Source organism: Leptolyngbya sp. KIOST-1 (genome assembly GCF_000763385.1).
In the GTDB taxonomy this organism is placed as follows: Bacteria; Cyanobacteriota; Cyanobacteriia; order Phormidesmidales; family Phormidesmidaceae; genus Nodosilinea.
On sequence record NZ_JQFA01000002.1, the window covers coordinates 2,271,416 to 2,287,370 of the forward strand.

The window sequence follows — 15,955 nt, forward strand, 5'->3', positions numbered from 1 at the left end:
CCAAATCCTTAAGATTCTGTGGCAAACTGAGCGGAGCTTCTTCAAAGTACGTAACATTAAGTTGAAGATACATTTCATCACCTTGGCACCAGAGACCTTAGACGAGCAGACTGAAGACCTCAGCAGCCTGCTAAAGAAGGCTGCACTGATTGCGGTAGCGCTCGTGGTGGCGGTCGTCCTGAGCGTCGTTGCCGTCCGCTACTCCCAGGCAGCCGATCCCTATATCCACACGGTGTTGTCGCTGGATGGCAACGGCAACCGGGGGGAGGCCATCTTTAAAATGAACTGCGCCGTCTGCCACGGTATTGAGGCGACCGGAGAAGTAGGACCCAAGCTGGTCGGCGTCTCCGACCACAAAACCAAGGTGGCCCTGATCCGGCAGGTGATCAGTGGTCAGACCCCGCCCATGCCCCAGTTTCAGCCGGAGCCGCAGGATATGGCCGATCTGCTGAATTACCTGGAACGCCTTTAAGAATCGAGCTGAGCACGCTTTGCAACCCTGGACTGGGACTAGGGGCCTGGGCATTGGTCCTAAAGCCGTTCATAGCAATCAATTACAGTCCCTGGCGATCGCCCCCTGACCTGACCTTAAACCCACCGATTGTTACAAAGTTTATGAGATTTGCAGGTCTCCTAAGGCCTTTCGCTGGCGATCGCCTCTCACAAACGCGAGGCTTCAGCCCCACGACCCCAATTTCTCAGTTTCCCTGAATTGACCGCACGGCCAGGGGTTTAGCCCTAGTTGCACCCAGGATAGCCAGCGTCAGCAGGCGAGAATTATTAACCCCTGCGGGAATTTTTGTTTACAAAACTCCATAACTACGGTATAGTGTACTCACATGGGTCACAAATCTACACGGTTTGCCCCATGGCCTTGAAACTATAAATACCAAGGACTAATACATCATGACCACGACTCTACAGCGGCGCGAAAGCGCCTCCCTGTGGGAGCAGTTTTGCCAGTGGGTCACCAGCACCGAGAACCGCCTGTACGTGGGCTGGTTGCCAGGCGGCCAACACCGCTGGATTTTTCCGCAGTTGAGCCCAGAGTTCCTGCAGGTGGCTGTGGAAAATGCTGGCCGGGGTGGTGGCGCTGTTCAGCAGGTCGGGGGCAGCTTGTTCCCCCTGGGCCAGGCTGTAGAAGCTCAGATTGGCCAGGTAGGGGTGGCCCGCGATCAGCCGGTAGAGGGCCTCCAGGGTGAAGCGCTGGCGGGGGGCGTCGATGGTGGGCAGCCCGTAGCGGCGACCCAGCTCTAGAAACTGGGCCAGGGTAAAGGGCGGCAGCCGGACGGAGTGGCCCACGTTGAAGGGGGAAACGTCGAGATTTAGGGCGACGTAGCTGTCGGTGTCGTAGACCAGCACCAGCCGCAGCCGCTGCCAGGGGCTGCTGTCTTTGGAGCGCTCGTGCCAGAAGCGCAGCAGGTCGACACCCCCCACTCCGGGCTGCGCAGCCAGGTGCTGGCCCACCCCCAGGGCAAGGCCCAGCTGCCCATCAACGAGCCCGCCACCGCCAACTCCCAGGTACAGGAGTTTTTGGACCACAACCGGGGGGGCGGGGTGCAGCATGTGGCCCTGCACACCACCGACATTGTGCAGACGGTGGGGCAGCTGCGGGCCGGGGGCGTGCGGTTTCTGGCGGTGCCCCCCAGCTACTACGAAACGCTGCGGCGGCGACCGGGGTATTCGACCCAGGACGACATGGAGGGGGACTGGCTGCGTCAGCGCGAGGCGGCGATCGCCCAGCTGGAAATTCTGGTTGACTGGGAACCGCATCGGCCCCAGGCGCGGCTGCTGCAAACCTTTACTCAGCCGCTGCTGAACATTCCAACGGTGTTCTTCGAGCTGATCCAGCGGCAGGTGGTGCAGGTGCAGGAGGAAGCCGTGCAGGCCCAGGGGTTTGGCGAACGCAACTTTCAGGCCCTGTTTGAGGCGATCGAGCGCGAACAACTAAAACGGGGCAGCCTGGTCTAGCCGCGAAGGGCCAGGGCGGGTGGTCAAGTCTGGCTAAAAACCGTTTACTGTCAGCGCTGCCATGTCTGAGCCAACCCGCAAGCGAGGGCGGACGTGATCAACCGCGCCAACCTGGGTATGGAAGTGATGCACGAGCGCAATGCTCACAACTTCCCGCTGGACCTGGCCGCTGCTGAGGCTCCTGAAATCATCGGCTAGTCTCTGCTAGTCCATTGATTGAGAAAAAGCGCTCCCGACCGGGGGCGCTTTTTTGGGATTCGGGATGATCTGCGATCGCTACATCAAGTCCTGCCTAAAAGCGGTGGCACTTGAAGCTACCATTGCCCGCCAAAAGGCTGTTATAGCCATCGACAGAACCGTTAGGACATGACCAATGCCCCTAAATCGATGGCTATACGCCATTGCGCCGCCCCAGTTTTTGCCTTTGGAAGAGGCCAATGCCCTAAGCGCAATGGCCATCGCTATAAAAGCTGGTGCGTCTCCATGTTGGTAACAGGTTTCCTAACCCCGACAGGCCGTCTCGATCGCAGCAATGTCGATCTTTCGCATCTGCATCATGGCATCGAAGGCGCGCTTGGCTAAGGCGGGATCGGGGTTGGCGATCGCGTCGGTTAGGACTGTGGGCGTAATTTGCCAGGACAGTCCCCATTTGTCTTTGCACCAGCCGCAGGCGCTCTCTTGGCCGCCGTTGTCTACGATCGCGTTCCAGTAGCGATCGGTTTCGGCTTGGTCAGCGGTTGCGACCTGAAACGAGAAGGCTTCGCTGTGTTTGAAGGTAGGCCCGCCGTTGAGCCCAAGGCACGGGATGCCCAGCACGGTAAACTGGACGGTCAATACATCTCCTTGCTGGCCGGAGGGATAGTCTCCCGGGGCACGATGTACCGCATCAACGGAGGAGTCAGGAAAGGTTTGGGCGTAAAACTGCGCCGCCTCCTCGGCGTCACCATCGTACCAAAGGCAAATAGTGGTCTTGGCTGGCTTCACCATGTGATGTCTCCCAGGAGATGGGGCAGGCGCTGTCTCACCCTGCTGAGTGGTTTAATTGTACCTGTAATGCGGTGAGTAGATCATGGGTACTTATATTTGCGGGGCGATCGCAGACCTGCCTTGAATTGGGTTGGCGCAGGAAACCGCTCACAGGTGCTGGAGTTTACCTGGTTGACTGGCACAACGTCGAGAATCCAATACCCTACAGGTGGAATGGGGCGGTAGCAGACACCAACAGGGCTCAGGTTCTGCCCTAGGGATGGGTCCCACTTGTTTCAAGCAACCTACCCTAAGAGATGGAGGTATTAAGGGTTTCGCTGGCGCAACCAAGCTTACTTATATGACTGTTGAGGGTGGACAAGGCTCACCTATGATGCAAAGAGTTGCAGTCTCAAAAGCGACGCGAGCGGGGCTTTGGATGGGAGGCAAAAGTTTAGTTGCTCAAATCCAATTACCCGACTGTAACGCTGCCTGAGGGCGTAATGCTGCTTGAGGGCTTAGAAGAACGATAGGGCGGCAAGGGTAGGGGGCTGGAAGAGTCGCAAGGGGGCTGAGATTGTATCAATTGGGTATGCCGCCCGAGGCCAACTGTACTAGGCTTTATTTTTCTTAATATCCCATCCCTGAGAGAGGGGCTGCAATGGCTTTTAGAAGGCCAAAAGTGATGCAATCTGTAACTAAAGTTGTCTTGACGCTTCTTAAAAGTTACGCGAAACTACATCTAATAGATGCGACCGCTCACCGAATCAATGCAGCACATTGACTTTCGTAATGAAAGGTAGCAGACTACGGACCCTTCGCTCAATTAGGATCAGGTTAATTAACTTGGCTTTTGCCAGCCTGAGCTTATGGGTGCTGGGACTCCTGTAGCCGCCACGCCTGAAGCCAGCATCAATGGTGTTGAGACCCACACTCCTATGGAAACGCTAGAGTTCATTATTTACCCCGATGGGCGAGTTAAGGAAACGGTGACCGGCATTGTGGGTGCTTCCTGCGCCGAGGTTACGGCGGCGATTGAATCTCAGCTGGGTGTTGTTCTGACCCAGCAAACCACCTCTGAGTACTTCGCCCAACAGAATGAACAATCGGCCGCCGAGACTGTTTCGGCCAAGACAGCCTACAGCCAATGGTAGATTTTCAATTTCAATTTCTATAGTCCTCATACCACGCGCAGAAAATGTCACACTTTAGCCAAATCAAAACTAAAATCCGCAACCTGGACTCTCTAAAGCTGGCTCTAGATGATCTGGGAGCCGATTGGAAGGCTGGCCCCTGCGAGGTGCGGGGCTACCAGGGCCAGACTCAGTCCGCTGATGTGGTGATTGCTCAGTCAAACGGCTATGACATCGGTTTTCGCCGCAACCCCGAAACCAGTGACTATGAGCTAGTGGCTGACCTCCAGTATTGGCAGCAGCCGTTGACGGTGGAGGGCTTTTTGCGCCAGGTGACCCAGCGCTACGCCTACAACACCGTGCTGTCCGAGACCTCCCGTCAGGGCTTCCAGGTATCGGAGGAGCAGGTGCGTGAGGATGGTTCTGTGCGGCTGGTGGTTCAGCGCTGGAACGGCTAAAGCGCTGACCGTTTGGCTTGGAGAGGGGCTGCTTGGCCCCTTTCTTCGTTTTTGCCCGTGGTACGGGCGTCTTGAAGCACCCATGGCATAGCACAATGACACATTTTGACGGGCAGCCCAATGCAACCGGCTTTGAGCCAGAGCTGGGCGGAACTTTGCGTCAGGCCAGCGATCGCACCGGACTGGAGCCAGAACTGGGTGGCCAGCTGCGCCAGAAGGGCGTCTATGTAGATGAAATCACCTGCATAGGCTGCAAGCACTGCGCCCACGTGGCCCGCAATACCTTTTACATTGAGCCTGACTACGGTAGGTCCCGGGTCTACCGTCAGGATGGCGATTCTGAGGACATCATCCAGGAGGCGATTGACACCTGCCCGGTCGACTGCATTCACTGGGTGGACTACACCGAGCTGAAGCAGCTAGAGCGCGATCGCAAGCATCAGGTTATTCCGGTGGCTGGCTTCCCTGTAGACAAGGCTATGGCGGTGTCCCATATGCGTAAGGCCAGACGCAAGAACGAGCGATCGCAGTCGTCCTAGAAGGCCAGGACCCATCATCAATTCTGGCCAAAACATTTGGTCAAAACCTTCTGACCATTAGCGTTGCCACGCCTGAGCTCACCAATCGGCTAGTACCCTGAGGCACAAGTCAGCCCACCATTCTTGGCACCTGACACCCGAAACCTGCCACCCCCACAACGGTGGCCATATTTCTGCCAGGCAATACTAGCGTCCTGGGGGCACGACTACCACTTCACCCGTCGGCAAAAACTGCACTTCTACCGTTGTGGGGGCACGGCGGGCAACCCCGGCGATAAGATCACCTGGTTGGGGTAGCGTGGGGTTGCCCTGGTAGGCCGAAGAGAAGCTGTTCAGGGGTTCTAGTGCCTCGATGGTGCCGTCTGCCGCCAGAGTGAGGCGGTAGCGCAGGGGGGCCGCCAGATTGGCGGGCGGTCGCCACTGCTGCTGAAGGGCCGCGGTTAGCGCCGTGATCCAGTCTAGGGCGGTGTCGGGGGCTGTGGCCGCGGCAATCCCCGGCTCGGCGTCGAAGGTTTCTGGGCCGCCGGGAGGCGCCTCCCGTGCTGGGCTGGCCAGCATTGGGGCTGACTCGGCGGCGGTGTCTGTGTCTGGGCCAGCCGCAGAAGGTTGAGGCTGGGGTGCCCCGGCTCTGGCCGTCCGGGGTGGGGCGGGTGCAGCCGGAAGGGTGGACGACTGGCCGCCAGCGGGTGCTGGGGTGGCGGAAGGCTGGGGCGAAACCTGGGGAGGCGTGGCATCAGCGGGGCTCTCCAGCGGAGCCGCCACCGTGGGGGCCGTCGTAACGGGGGCCGGCAGCGCTTCGCCCGTCGTCGGAGCCGATTCGGCGGTATCGGCCATAGGGGTGTCCGGGGCGGGACTTGCCTCCTCCAGGGACAGCTCAGGGGCGCTGGGCAGTTGATCTACCGATTCGCGCGAGATTTGCGATTCGCTGGGCGACAGCACCACTGGGCCGGGGGCCGTAGTCAAAAACTGGTTGCCCAGCAGGGCCGCAATTCCCACCGCCGCCACAGAGCCGATCCAGAGCGGCAGCCTGGGCCGCCTGCGGCGGGCCACAGTGGGAACGTCAGGCATAAGTTGCAGATTGCCCTCGGCCTGCTCCAGGGCATCGGCTAGGTCGGCCAGCTGTAGGGTTGAGAGTTCTACCGTTTGGGGCGGCTCTGGGGGTGAGGCCAGCGTGAGTCGGTGTCGAGTCAGGCCCACCGATTGCAGTGCGTTGCTGCCCTGAGATACAGCCCCTCCGCTAGTCAGGGCATCAGCATTGAGATAGCGCTGCACGTAGGTCTGCACCAGCTCCGTCAGAGCCGAAAACTGCGGCTCCCGGCCGCTGACCTCGAAGATGATGGCCTGGTTAGTCGTGGCCTCAGGCGCAATGGTGGCGTCTTCACCATACATTTGCAGAGCAAAGCGCGATCGCCCCAGCACCGGGCGACCCGTGACCTGGCTCAGGGGCGAAAGCTCGCCCACCAGCCGTAGGGTGCAGCTGCCCGTGGCGTATTCGTAGGAGGTGACGGTGGCGATTGGGGCCATGGACTTCAGGCGGGTGAGGGTATCCGTTCACAAGGCAAAGAGCAGGGGTTAAACGTTGCTGGGTTGGTGGTTGGAGAATGTCCTCGTAGACTGGTGCTCTCAAATGGTGGGCGGTGCCCACCTACAGCGGCTCAAATTTTAAATCGCCAGGCCAAAAGCCAAAATTTTCGTCAAGTCCCCGCTCGCTCTAGCAGTGCCACCCAGAGTTTGCGGCTGCCGCCGGAGCCACTGTAGAACAGCAAATCCACCAGCAGCTTTAGGCCCAGGTTGTTGATCTCGTCGGTGGTGGCGGTCTGGTCGCCCTCCATGCGGTCCTGGTAGGCATTGCTGAAGGCGTCGAGGTAGTCGCCGAGCTGGGCGGTGCGGTGGGGGGGCAGCCCCTGGGCGAGGGCCTTTTCTAACCGCGCCACGGCCTGGCGAATGGTGTCGCGGTGGGCGATCGCCAGATGGCAACTGACCAGCACCAGGGCGCGGGCTTCGTCGACGTCGAGCTTTTTGCGGCCCTGGCCCTTGCGCAGGGGGCTGGCCTGCCGCAAGCGCCACAGGTTGACGCGATCGCTCAGCAAGTCCGATACCCCCAGGGTTTCAGCCGCCGCCAGCATGGCATCGGACCCCAGGCCCGTAAGGGCTTCTAGCGCCAGCAGCACCAGGTCGAGCTGGGCTTTGATGCTGTGCAACTGGCGCGGAGTCGGCGCGGGATAGGCCGAATTGTGCTCGCTGAGGGAAGACGGTTCCACCGGGCTGCCCTGTTACTAACCTAAGGGATTGGGCTAATTGTGGCACGGGGGTTGCAGTTCTTGAAACGGGTTTACCGATACGCTGCGATCGCTAAACTAGAAGAAACCCAGTGAGGCAGAAACCCGATGGCACAGTGGCCGTTGACAGAGGCGCAAAGCAACTTAGGCTCTTCCGGATCTGTGGTTAAAAGTGTGCTGGCTGATACATTTTACTTTCCCTGCATTCGCTGAAAGCCTTGCTGCGCCTGAATATTAGCCGAGCTTATCACCCTGAACCCGGAAGAGCCGCAACTTACAGCACCTCATCGATCAAGTGACCCAGTCTCACCAGCCAATTGTGATCGCTGGGGCCGACAGCAATGCTGTGCTGCTGTCTGAAGAAGACTGGGCCAGTATTCAAGAAACGCTCCATTTACTGTCTGTGCCCGGCATGCGGGAATCAATTAAAACAGGGCTGGCTACTCCTACCGACGCCTGCGATGGAGAGCTTGACTGGTGAGTTGGCGGCTAGTGTTCACAAAACAAGCTCAAAAAGATGTCAAAAAGCTGGCTGCTAGCAATCTTAAACAAAAGGCCCAGGGCCTCCTCAATGTGCTTCAAGCTGATCCGTTTCAAAACCCGCCGCCCTACGAAAAACTGGTGGGAGACTTGGCCGGAGCTTATTCGCGGCGCAACAATATTCAGCATCGGCTAGTTTACGAAGTGGTTGAGGACGAGCACACAGTCAAAATTCTGCGGATGTGGACTCATTATGAGTAAATTGCGATCGCCTCTTCAAAGGCCTAAAAATTCCTGAGTATGCTGCCAAATCTCGTGCCATGGGGCTAGGGTTTGACCTGCTGCCAAAGTTGGGATCACGCAGGCTGTGCCCTGTCCTCTGCGGCATAGTCAAACTCTGCGGGGTCAATATTCCCAGGCGGATTAGCTCGCTCCCAATCAATCGTACGTCGCAGTGCTTCACTGGATGTCACTCGTTCTGAGTACCCCAGCTCCTGGCGAATGCGCGTGGTGTCCATCAGCCAGTCCTGGGCAAAATCTTCGTCCCACCTTAAAAACGCAGGCAGTTTTTGGCGTGGTAGCGGCACCACCTCACCTGTCCATCCCGCTGCTGCTCCAATTTGCCGTATCCACTCTCCCCAGGGCGGCATGTCCTGTTGCCCAACGTTGTAAATACGCCCTATAGCTTGCTCTTGGGTTGCCGCTAGAAACGTTGCATAGGCGACGTCTTCGACATAGCCGTGGGTAAAGCGCCAGTTCGCCATCACGTCTTCGATCAAAATAGTGGGACGACCATCATCCATACGGCGGAGGAATGGGTATAAGCGGTTTTTGGCATCATTGGGGCCGTAGACAGCCGGGTAACGCAATACCGTCGTGGCCAAATCAGAGGTATTTGCCACAATTCGTTCGACGGCAGTTTTGTTGTAGCCTTCGCCATCGATAGAGATTTTTTCCCGTAGGGGAGAGTCTTCGGTAAGTGGTACGGGATCCGGGAAGCCAGGCTCAGTGCGATGCAGCCGCCCGTAGGCGCGATACACATCAGCGCTGCTAATAATCACTGCACGGGGAACCAGGCCACTAAAGGTATTCACAAAAAGGTGCGCGTCGCTTTCTGTGAAACAAATCATGTTGATGACGACATCGGGTTTGGCCGCGCGGAACTGATCTGCAAAATCAGCCAGATCGGCCTTATCGCCTTGAATTTGGTTAATAGCGTCTGCAAGCCGACTAGAAAGGCTTCTGTGGAAAACAGTGACTTGGTGACCGGCCTCAACCAAGTGCTGCACTGTGTGTGGCCCAGTAAATGACGTGCCACCTAGGATTAAGATGTTCATCGCTCACCTCTCAAAAAATCCATTATTTGGTGAAGCTCAAAGGTTTAGAAACGCTTGAGTATATTGCCAAATCTCTGGCTCCACGTCCGTTAGGGCGTGGTCGCTGGGGAGTTCGATCAGTTTGGCCCAGGGGCGCTTGGCCGCATAGGTGCGGCTGGCTTCTATGGATATGGTTTCATCGCGGGTGCCGTGGAGAATCAGGGTGGGGATGCTGGCTCGCAGGTCCTCGTCGCGGTAGCCCTGGGCATCGGTGATGAAGCGGTAGTGGAGCGGGATCTGTCGCTGCTCGGTGTAGTGGTAGACCGAGAGAGTGCCTGTGGTGCGCCAGGCTTCAAGGGCTTCAGGGCCGAGGCGGGGCAGCCACTGCTGCAGAAAGTTAAAGGCAGGGGCCAGCAGCACCAGTTTTTCGATCCGTTCGGTAATCGTGACCTGCTGGGCCACCCAGGCGGCGGTGAGGCCCCCGAGGCTGGAGCCAATTAGCACCGTGGGTTCGGGTTGGGACAAAATTAGGGCGCTGATCTGCTGAATCTGGCGGCTGAGGGTGAGGTGGGCAAAGTCGCCCTGGTTGAGGTCGGGGATGACCAGAGGAATTCCCAGGGCGGCAAACCGGGTTTTCATGGCCTGGGCTTTGGCGGAGCGGGGGCTGGAGGCGAAGCCGTGGAGGTAGAGGTAGTGGGGCATGGGCGGGTGGCGGGTTGGCGGGTAGGCGGGTGGATGGGTGGTGGGTGAATGGGTGGGCAGGTGGCGGGTAGGCGGGTGGATGGGGAATGGGGGGATGGGAATCAACGAATTGTATGGATGGGGCTACCTGGGAAATGGTTGGGGAGGGGTTGGCCCCTGGGGGTATGATATTGAATCGGCGTGCTAGGGATTCCTGACGCCAAGGGACTGGTGGGCGGTGCCCACCCTACGGTAAATCACATTTCTTCCGACGCTATGACTTCGACCTATCGCATTACGCTGCTGCCCGGTGACGGTATTGGCCCTGAGATTATGGCGGTGGCGGTGGATGTGCTCAAAACTGTGGGCAGCCGGATGGATCTGGCCTTTGAGTTTGAGCAGGCGCTGATTGGTGGGGCGGCGATCGATGAAACCGGAGAGCCGCTGCCGGAGGATACACTGAAGACATGCAAGGGCAGCGATGCGGTGCTGCTGGCTGCGATCGGGGGCTACAAGTGGGATACTCTGCCCCGCCACCAGCGACCTGAAACCGGTCTGCTGGGCCTGCGGGCCGGGCTGGAGCTATTTGCCAACCTGCGTCCGGCCACCATTCTGCCCCAGCTGATCGATGCCTCGTCGCTGAAGCGCGAGGTGGTGGAGGGCGTAGATATTATGGTGGTGCGGGAGCTCACCGGAGGCATCTACTTCGGCAGCCCCAAGGGGGTGTTTGAAACCGAGACGGGGCAAAAGCGGGGGGTCAACACCATGGCCTACACCGACGGCGAGATCGATCGCATTGGCAGGGTCGCCTTTGAAACCGCCCAGAAGCGCAAGGGCCAGCTGTGCTCGGTGGATAAGGCCAACGTGCTGGAGGTGTCGCAGCTGTGGCGCGATCGCATCACCGCCCTCTCCGCCGACTACCCCGACGTCACCCTCACCCACATGTATGTGGACAACGCCGCCATGCAGCTGATCCGCTGGCCCAAGCAGTTTGACACTATCGTCACCGGCAACCTGTTTGGCGACATTCTTTCCGATGCGGCGGCGATGCTGACCGGCAGCATTGGTATGCTGCCCTCGGCCAGTCTGGGGGCCAGCGGGCCGGGGGTCTACGAACCCGTCCACGGGTCGGCCCCCGACATCGCCGGACAGGACAAGGCCAACCCCCTGGCCCAGGTGCTGAGCGCTGCCATGATGCTGCGCTACGGCCTCGATCTGCCCGCCGCCGCCGATCGCATTGAGCAAGCCGTGACAAAAGTCTTAGATCAGGGTTATCGAACTGGCGATATCATGGCTGAAAACATGACCCAGGTGGGTTGCAAGGCCATGGGCGAAGCCCTGCTGCGTGCCCTCGCGTAAAGTTCCTTCTAGAAGCCCTTCTAGAATTTGCCGCCCCTGGAAAGATCGATTAGAGTCTGTCTATAAGCGCACAGGTGAGCCGTGTACGGTCTACAGCAACCCCTTTCCCCCAGCCAGTCAACCCAGCTACCCGATGCCGGTGCCCTGCCCACGGCGCTCAATCCGGCCCTGCTGAAGTCGGCCCGGCAAATTTACCGCACCTATTACGAAGTGCACCCTGAAGATGTGCAGCGCCCCATCGGCATTGCCATCAGCACCAAGACCCACCGGGGCAAGCTGATCTTTGGCGATCGCCCGGTGCTGTTGCCCAACGAGTGCTTTGTCCCCATCAACCAGATCGAGCCAGGGCTGCATTAGGGGCTGTCATCAATAGCCTCCAATGCCCCAAAATCTGCGGTTGCCGCCCCTAGCCTATTCTTTGAGTTGGGCGTGGTACCGCTGGTAGTTAAGGGTTTTTGGCCAGAATTGACGACACGCCCTGGGGCAACTCAGCCGCCGACCGCCTCCGTTTCCGGAGGATAGCGGGCCAGATTCTGCGGGCACAATAGGGAACGTAACCCAGTAGTGCGAGGGATGGGACCACCCATGACTGAGGCTTCTCCATCGCCAGTGGCGGCGTTTCCTTCCCCCAGTACAACCCCTTCGGCTGCCGAACCGCTGACCGTCGTCGCACCGCCGGTGGGGCTACCTGGGGTTAAGCGTCCGCTGCCCAGCTATACCCAAAAACTCCTGCGACAGCTGCGGCTGAAGCTCTCGACCGCTGCCCCAGCCCGGGAAGTGCTCGATCTGACGGTGGTCATCTGCACCTACAACGGGGAGCAGCGGTTGCCCAAGGTGCTCGACTGTCTGCTGGCCCAGCTGGGCACCGAGCACCTAGCCTGGGAAATTATTGTTGTCGACAACAACAGTACCGACGGCACGGCTCAGGTGGTCAGCGCCTACCAGCAGCACTGGCCCCAGGACATTCCCCTGCGCTACGCCTTTGAGCCGCGCCAGGGGGCCGCCTATGCCCGCCAGCACGCCATCAATATCGCCCGTAGCCCCCTGGTCGGGTTCCTAGACGATGACAACCACCCGGCCCTGGGCTGGGTGGTGGCCGCCCATCGGTTTGGCCAAACCCATCCCCAGGCGGGGGCCTTTGGCAGCCGCATTCGAGGTCAGTTTGAAACTACCCCGCCGCCCAACTTCGATCGCATTGGGGCCATACTGGCCCTCACCGAGCGTGGGTCGGAACCGCTGATCTACAATCCGAAGCAGAAGGTGCTGCCCCCAGGGGCGGGGCTGGTGGTGCGGCGGCAGGCCTGGCTGGCCTGCGTGCCCAAGCAGCTATCGCTGGCCGACAGCATTGGCTTTCGGGCGGCGGGGGAAGACCTCGAAGTGGTGCTCTACATGCAGCGCCAGGGCTGGGAGATCTGGTACAACCCGGCCATGCGGGTGCAGCACGAGATTCCAGCCAGTCGGTTTGAGCGCGACTACCTGCTGCGGCTGTTTCGCGGCATTGGCCTCAGCCGTCACCGCACCCGCATGCTGAGCGTGGCCCGTTGGCTGTGGCCGCTGATGACCCTGGTCTATATGGCGAACGACCTGCGCAAAATTTTGCGGCACCTGATCCAGTACCGGGCCGGGGCGATCGCCGACACCGTGACCGCCTGTGAGCTGACCCTGTATGCCTACAGCCTGATTAGCCCGGTATATATGGCCCAGCGCCTGTGGCGGCAGCGACCGCAGCCCGGCGTTTTGGTCGTGGGGGAGGGGCCGGGCTGACAACCCTCATCGATCAATTCAGCCGGGTCAGCAGCTTCAGCAACGTTTGGGTGCGGGGGGTCAGCAGCTTGCGGCGGTAGGCGTCGGCGGCTTTCTTGATCGCCTCAGCCTGGGTGGGGTAGGGGTGAATTACGCCGCTGATGGCGCTCAACCCCTGGCCTGTGACCATGGCCAGCGTAATCTCGCTAATCATTTCCCCCGCGTGGCGGGCGACGATGGTGGCCCCCAGGATTTTGTCGGAGCCTTTTTTGTGGAGAATTTTCAGGAAGCCTTCGCTTTCTCCATCCACCAGGGCGCGATCGACGTCTGAAAATGGAATTTCAATTGTGTCGGTCTCGATGCCCTGCTGTCGGGCTTCGTGGGCGTAGAGCCCCACGTGGGCAACTTCGGGGTCGGTGTAGGTGACCCAGGGCATGACCAGACTGCTGAGCTTGCTGCGGCCCAGGCCCAGGGGAGCAAACAGGGCGTTTTTAATTACAATGCGGGCGGCGGCATCGGCGGCGTGGGTAAATTTCCAGTCCATACAGATGTCGCCCGCAGCAAAGATGCGGGGGTTGGTGGTTTGCAAGTAGTCGTTGACGACCACCCCCCGGCGGCGATCGCAGGCCACCCCCACCGCCTCCAGGTTGAGGCCCTCGACGTTGGGCACCCGGCCAGCCCCCACCAAAATCTCGTCGACCACCACGGTTTGGGAATCCGCCTCCTGCTGCCGATAGTGCAGCACCTTACCCGCCGGGGTCACCTCTACCCGCTCCAGCTGGGCATCCAGAACCAGGTTGATCTGCTCTTTGAGAAACTGCTGCTGCACAATTTCGGCGGCATCGGCATCTTCGCGATTGAGCAAGTGGCCGTGGTGGTGCAGCAGCGTGACTTCGCTACCCAAACGGTGAAAGGCCTGGGCCAGCTCACAGCCGATCGGGCCACCGCCCAGGACGGCCAGGCGGCGCGGTCGCTCGGTGAGCGAAAACACTGTTTCGTTGGTTAAAAAACCGGCCTCGGCCAGGCCGGGCACCGAGGGGCGGTGGGCACGGGCACCGGTGGCGATCACGGCTTTTTTAAACGGCAGGCGATGGTCGCCCACCGCCACGGTATTGCCATCGACAAACCGGGCCTTGCCCAAGAATACATCGATGCCGAGCTGGCTAAAGCGCTCTACCGAGTCATGGGGGCTGATGTCGGCGCGAATTTGCCGCATGCGGTCCATCACCGCCGCAAAATCGATCGCAATGGACTCCGGCGGCTGAATGCCAAAGGCCGCCGCTCCCCGCATATCGGCCACCACCCGCGACGAGCGGATCACGCACTTGGAGGGGACACAGCCCACGTTCAAACAGTCGCCCCCCATCAAGCTTTTCTCCACCAGGGCTACTCGCAGACCCACACCCAACCCGGCCGCCCCCGCCGCTACCACCAGGCCAGCGGTGCCAGCGCCAATCACCACCAGATCGTAACGCTGGGCCGGGGTGGGATTGACCCAGTCGGGGGGATGCACGTGGGATTGCAGGGTTTGATTGGGGCGGTTGAGGGGGCGCAGCGCCGGTTCGAGATCAAAGGAATGGGAGGTCATGGCTGGGAGGAAGTAACAGTGGCGACAACGGTGGGTGGTAGGCTGCCCCCGGCCAGGCGGGCTAGCCGCGGTGGTCAGCAGTCCCGCACCTTCCCCTCACTCTAAAGCCCCCACCTGAGTACAGGCTGAGCCCTGAGACAGAGGGCATGTCCTCTTCACCAGCACCCCCAGGGGTACGACGGTACCCCGGCCGGTGGTCATGGGTCATCTGGCAGCAGGGCGTCGGTCAGGTCGGCCTGGGCCAGGGTGGCGCCGGTCAGGTCGGCCCCCCGCAGGTTGGCCCCGCAAAGGATGGCCCCAGTCAGGTCGGCGTAGCTGAGGTCGGCCCCCCCAAGGTCAGCCCCACTCAGATCGGTTTTGGGGGCATCGGGGCGATAGCCCTGACCCAGCTGGGCGCGACAGAGTTTGGCCCCGGTCAAATTGGCTTTGGCCAGCTGAATGCCGCCCAGGGCTGCGTAGCTGAGGTTGGCACCGGCCAGGTTGGCCGCGATCGCATTGGTTTGCTGGTCAGAGCTGGGGCGCAGATCGGCCTCGATCAGCAGCGCCCCAGACAGATTGGCCCCCTGCAGGTTGACGCCGCAGAGAATGGCTTTGATCAAATTGGCCTGGCTCAGATCGGCGCGCACAAACACTGCGCCGCTGAGGTCCGCATCGCGCAGCTGGGCCTGGCTGCACTGGGTTTCGGTAAAGTCGGCTCCCCACAGCAGCGCCTCGCTGAGGTCGGCCGCAGCAAAGCGACCCTGGCTGAAGTGGGTACGACCGAGGCGGGCTTGGCGCAGGTCGCTGTGGCTGAAGTCAGCGCCGCTAAGGTGGGCTTGCAGCAGCTCAATTTCGATCAGCTTCAGGTGGTCAAAGGCGCGATCGCCCCGTCGGTAGCGATCCAACAATTCCGCCGCATCCATAGGTTACTCGCAGCACAGACACCCCAGCAGTGTACTGCACGGAAAGGGCGACGAAGCTCAGTGCTTAAGCCTTTGTGAAGACACTGCAGAAATACCTAAAAAGCGATGAACTTCCCGGGCTGGCGCTGATGTTCGCCGCGGGCCTGTGCCACCATCAGAACTATCGCAGGGAACGCTGACGCAGCCACTGTCTACCGGTGCCAACTACGTCGGCTTTCGCTATGGTCACAGCGCCTACCACTCCATTCCTGCGCTTCCTCAAACCACGCCTCTCACAGGCCAGTCATACCCCTGAATCGCTCAGCTGATACCTTCGCTGACCAACGGCTCGGGGTGAACCAGAAAACGGCTGGACAGCTGAAGGCTCGGGCTACAAAAATCCTGAATCAACCCGGCTCGAGGGCTGGGTTGCCATCGTCCCCACAACCCGAGGCAAACAAAAACCTCCGCTGCTAGCGCCTTCTAGCGACGGCTACGTTTTGACGCCAAGACTACTGTAAACCCCTATTGAAACCTGTAGGTTGATATGACTGTTGCTAA

The 15,955-nt window shown here is 60.0% G+C and carries 16 protein-coding genes and 3 pseudogenes; 11 read left to right on the top strand and 8 right to left on the bottom strand.

The genetic code is table 11. The features are described 5' to 3' along the window. Nucleotides 1–82 precede the first annotated feature (82 nt). Nucleotides 83–472 carry a c-type cytochrome gene (locus tag NF78_RS10035; protein WP_035986005.1) on the top strand — a complete coding sequence of 130 codons (390 nt, stop codon included), beginning with the start codon at nt 83–85 and terminating at the stop codon, nt 470–472. A 590-nt stretch (nt 473–1,062) separates the two neighbouring features. Here the strand turns inward: NF78_RS10035 and NF78_RS10040 are convergent. Continuing rightward, nucleotides 1,063–1,467 (bottom strand): annotated as a pseudogene (locus tag NF78_RS10040) (AAA-like domain-containing protein); the annotation flags it as partial. Between NF78_RS10040 and NF78_RS10045 the strand changes: the two are divergent. Beyond that, nucleotides 1,405–1,971 carry a VOC family protein gene (locus NF78_RS10045; protein ID WP_072016038.1) on the top strand — a complete coding sequence of 189 codons (567 nt, stop codon included), beginning with the start codon at nt 1,405–1,407 and terminating at the stop codon, nt 1,969–1,971. The pseudogene NF78_RS10040 and the gene NF78_RS10045 sit on opposite strands and share 63 nt — an antisense overlap. Before the next feature lie 87 nt (nt 1,972–2,058). Beyond that, nucleotides 2,059–2,169, top strand: a pseudogene (locus NF78_RS33450) (photosystem II q(b) protein); the annotation flags it as partial. 303 nt (nt 2,170–2,472) lie between these two features. Here NF78_RS33450 and NF78_RS10050 read toward each other — a convergent pair. Next, entirely contained in the window at nt 2,473–2,958 is a 486-nt protein-coding gene (locus tag NF78_RS10050) for a VOC family protein (protein ID WP_035986006.1), read from the bottom strand. Nucleotides 2,959–3,875: 917 nt separating this feature from the next. On the opposite strand from NF78_RS10050, the gene NF78_RS10055 reads away from it, so the two are divergent. The 3 genes from NF78_RS10055 (at nt 3,876) to NF78_RS10065 (ending at nt 5,067) form a co-directional block, all read left to right on the top strand. Next, nucleotides 3,876–4,091, top strand: a complete 216-nt coding sequence (locus tag NF78_RS10055) for a DUF2997 domain-containing protein (RefSeq protein ID WP_035986007.1) — start codon at nt 3,876–3,878, stop codon at nt 4,089–4,091. 44 nt (nt 4,092–4,135) lie between these two features. After that, on the top strand, nt 4,136–4,528 hold the full coding sequence (locus NF78_RS10060; RefSeq protein ID WP_035986008.1) for a DUF1257 domain-containing protein: 393 nt from the start codon (nt 4,136–4,138) through the stop codon (nt 4,526–4,528). Between the two features lie 95 nt (nt 4,529–4,623). Further along, a complete protein-coding gene (locus tag NF78_RS10065; RefSeq protein ID WP_035986009.1) occupies nt 4,624–5,067 on the top strand; it encodes a ferredoxin in 444 nt (147 codons plus the stop codon). A gap of 186 nt (nt 5,068–5,253) precedes the next feature. On the opposite strand, the gene NF78_RS10070 is transcribed toward NF78_RS10065, so the two are convergent. Then, nucleotides 5,254–6,591, bottom strand: coding sequence for a DUF4335 domain-containing protein (locus NF78_RS10070; RefSeq protein WP_035986010.1), 1,338 nt, complete (start codon nt 6,589–6,591; stop codon nt 5,254–5,256). A 170-nt stretch (nt 6,592–6,761) separates the two neighbouring features. Beyond that, nucleotides 6,762–7,328 carry a DUF3038 domain-containing protein gene (locus tag NF78_RS10075; RefSeq protein WP_035986011.1) on the bottom strand — a complete coding sequence of 189 codons (567 nt, stop codon included), beginning with the start codon at nt 7,326–7,328 and terminating at the stop codon, nt 6,762–6,764. A gap of 274 nt (nt 7,329–7,602) precedes the next feature. Here NF78_RS10075 and NF78_RS10080 point away from each other — a divergent pair. Then, a pseudogene (locus tag NF78_RS10080) lies at nt 7,603–7,827 on the top strand (type II toxin-antitoxin system Phd/YefM family antitoxin); the annotation flags it as partial. Nucleotides 7,828–7,838: 11 nt separating this feature from the next. Beyond that, on the top strand, nt 7,839–8,087 hold the full coding sequence (locus NF78_RS10085) for a Txe/YoeB family addiction module toxin (RefSeq protein ID WP_263970576.1): 249 nt from the start codon (nt 7,839–7,841) through the stop codon (nt 8,085–8,087). Between the two features lie 95 nt (nt 8,088–8,182). On the opposite strand, the gene NF78_RS10090 is transcribed toward NF78_RS10085, so the two are convergent. Both NF78_RS10090 and NF78_RS10095 read right to left on the bottom strand, forming a co-directional pair. Further along, a complete protein-coding gene (locus NF78_RS10090) occupies nt 8,183–9,163 on the bottom strand; it encodes an NAD-dependent epimerase/dehydratase family protein (RefSeq protein WP_035986013.1) in 981 nt (326 codons plus the stop codon). 36 nt (nt 9,164–9,199) lie between these two features. Continuing rightward, on the bottom strand, nt 9,200–9,949 hold the full coding sequence (locus NF78_RS10095) for a YqiA/YcfP family alpha/beta fold hydrolase (RefSeq protein WP_318655460.1): 750 nt from the start codon (nt 9,947–9,949) through the stop codon (nt 9,200–9,202). A gap of 150 nt (nt 9,950–10,099) precedes the next feature. Here NF78_RS10095 and leuB point away from each other — a divergent pair, with 150 nt between their 5' ends. The 3 genes from leuB (at nt 10,100) to hpsE (ending at nt 12,946) form a co-directional block, all read left to right on the top strand. Beyond that, nucleotides 10,100–11,182, top strand: coding sequence for a 3-isopropylmalate dehydrogenase (leuB, locus tag NF78_RS10100; RefSeq protein ID WP_035989307.1), 1,083 nt, complete (start codon nt 10,100–10,102; stop codon nt 11,180–11,182). An 81-nt stretch (nt 11,183–11,263) separates the two neighbouring features. After that, the gene (locus tag NF78_RS10105) at nt 11,264–11,539 is read left to right on the top strand and encodes a hypothetical protein (RefSeq protein WP_035986015.1); all 276 of its coding nucleotides are present in this window, start codon (nt 11,264–11,266) and stop codon (nt 11,537–11,539) included. A 228-nt stretch (nt 11,540–11,767) separates the two neighbouring features. Further along, nucleotides 11,768–12,946 (top strand): hormogonium polysaccharide biosynthesis glycosyltransferase HpsE, encoded by a 1,179-nt coding sequence (gene hpsE / locus NF78_RS10110; RefSeq protein ID WP_081972571.1) that lies wholly within the window; start codon nt 11,768–11,770, stop codon nt 12,944–12,946. Between the two features lie 13 nt (nt 12,947–12,959). On the opposite strand, the gene NF78_RS10115 is transcribed toward hpsE, so the two are convergent. Together NF78_RS10115 and hetL are read right to left on the bottom strand one after the other, a co-directional pair. Then, nucleotides 12,960–14,513, bottom strand: coding sequence for a mercuric reductase (locus NF78_RS10115; protein ID WP_035986016.1), 1,554 nt, complete (start codon nt 14,511–14,513; stop codon nt 12,960–12,962). 197 nt (nt 14,514–14,710) lie between these two features. Further along, entirely contained in the window at nt 14,711–15,415 is a 705-nt protein-coding gene (gene hetL, locus NF78_RS10120; protein ID WP_035986017.1) for a heterocyst differentiation pentapeptide repeat protein HetL, read from the bottom strand. Nucleotides 15,416–15,955: the final 540 nt, after the last annotated feature.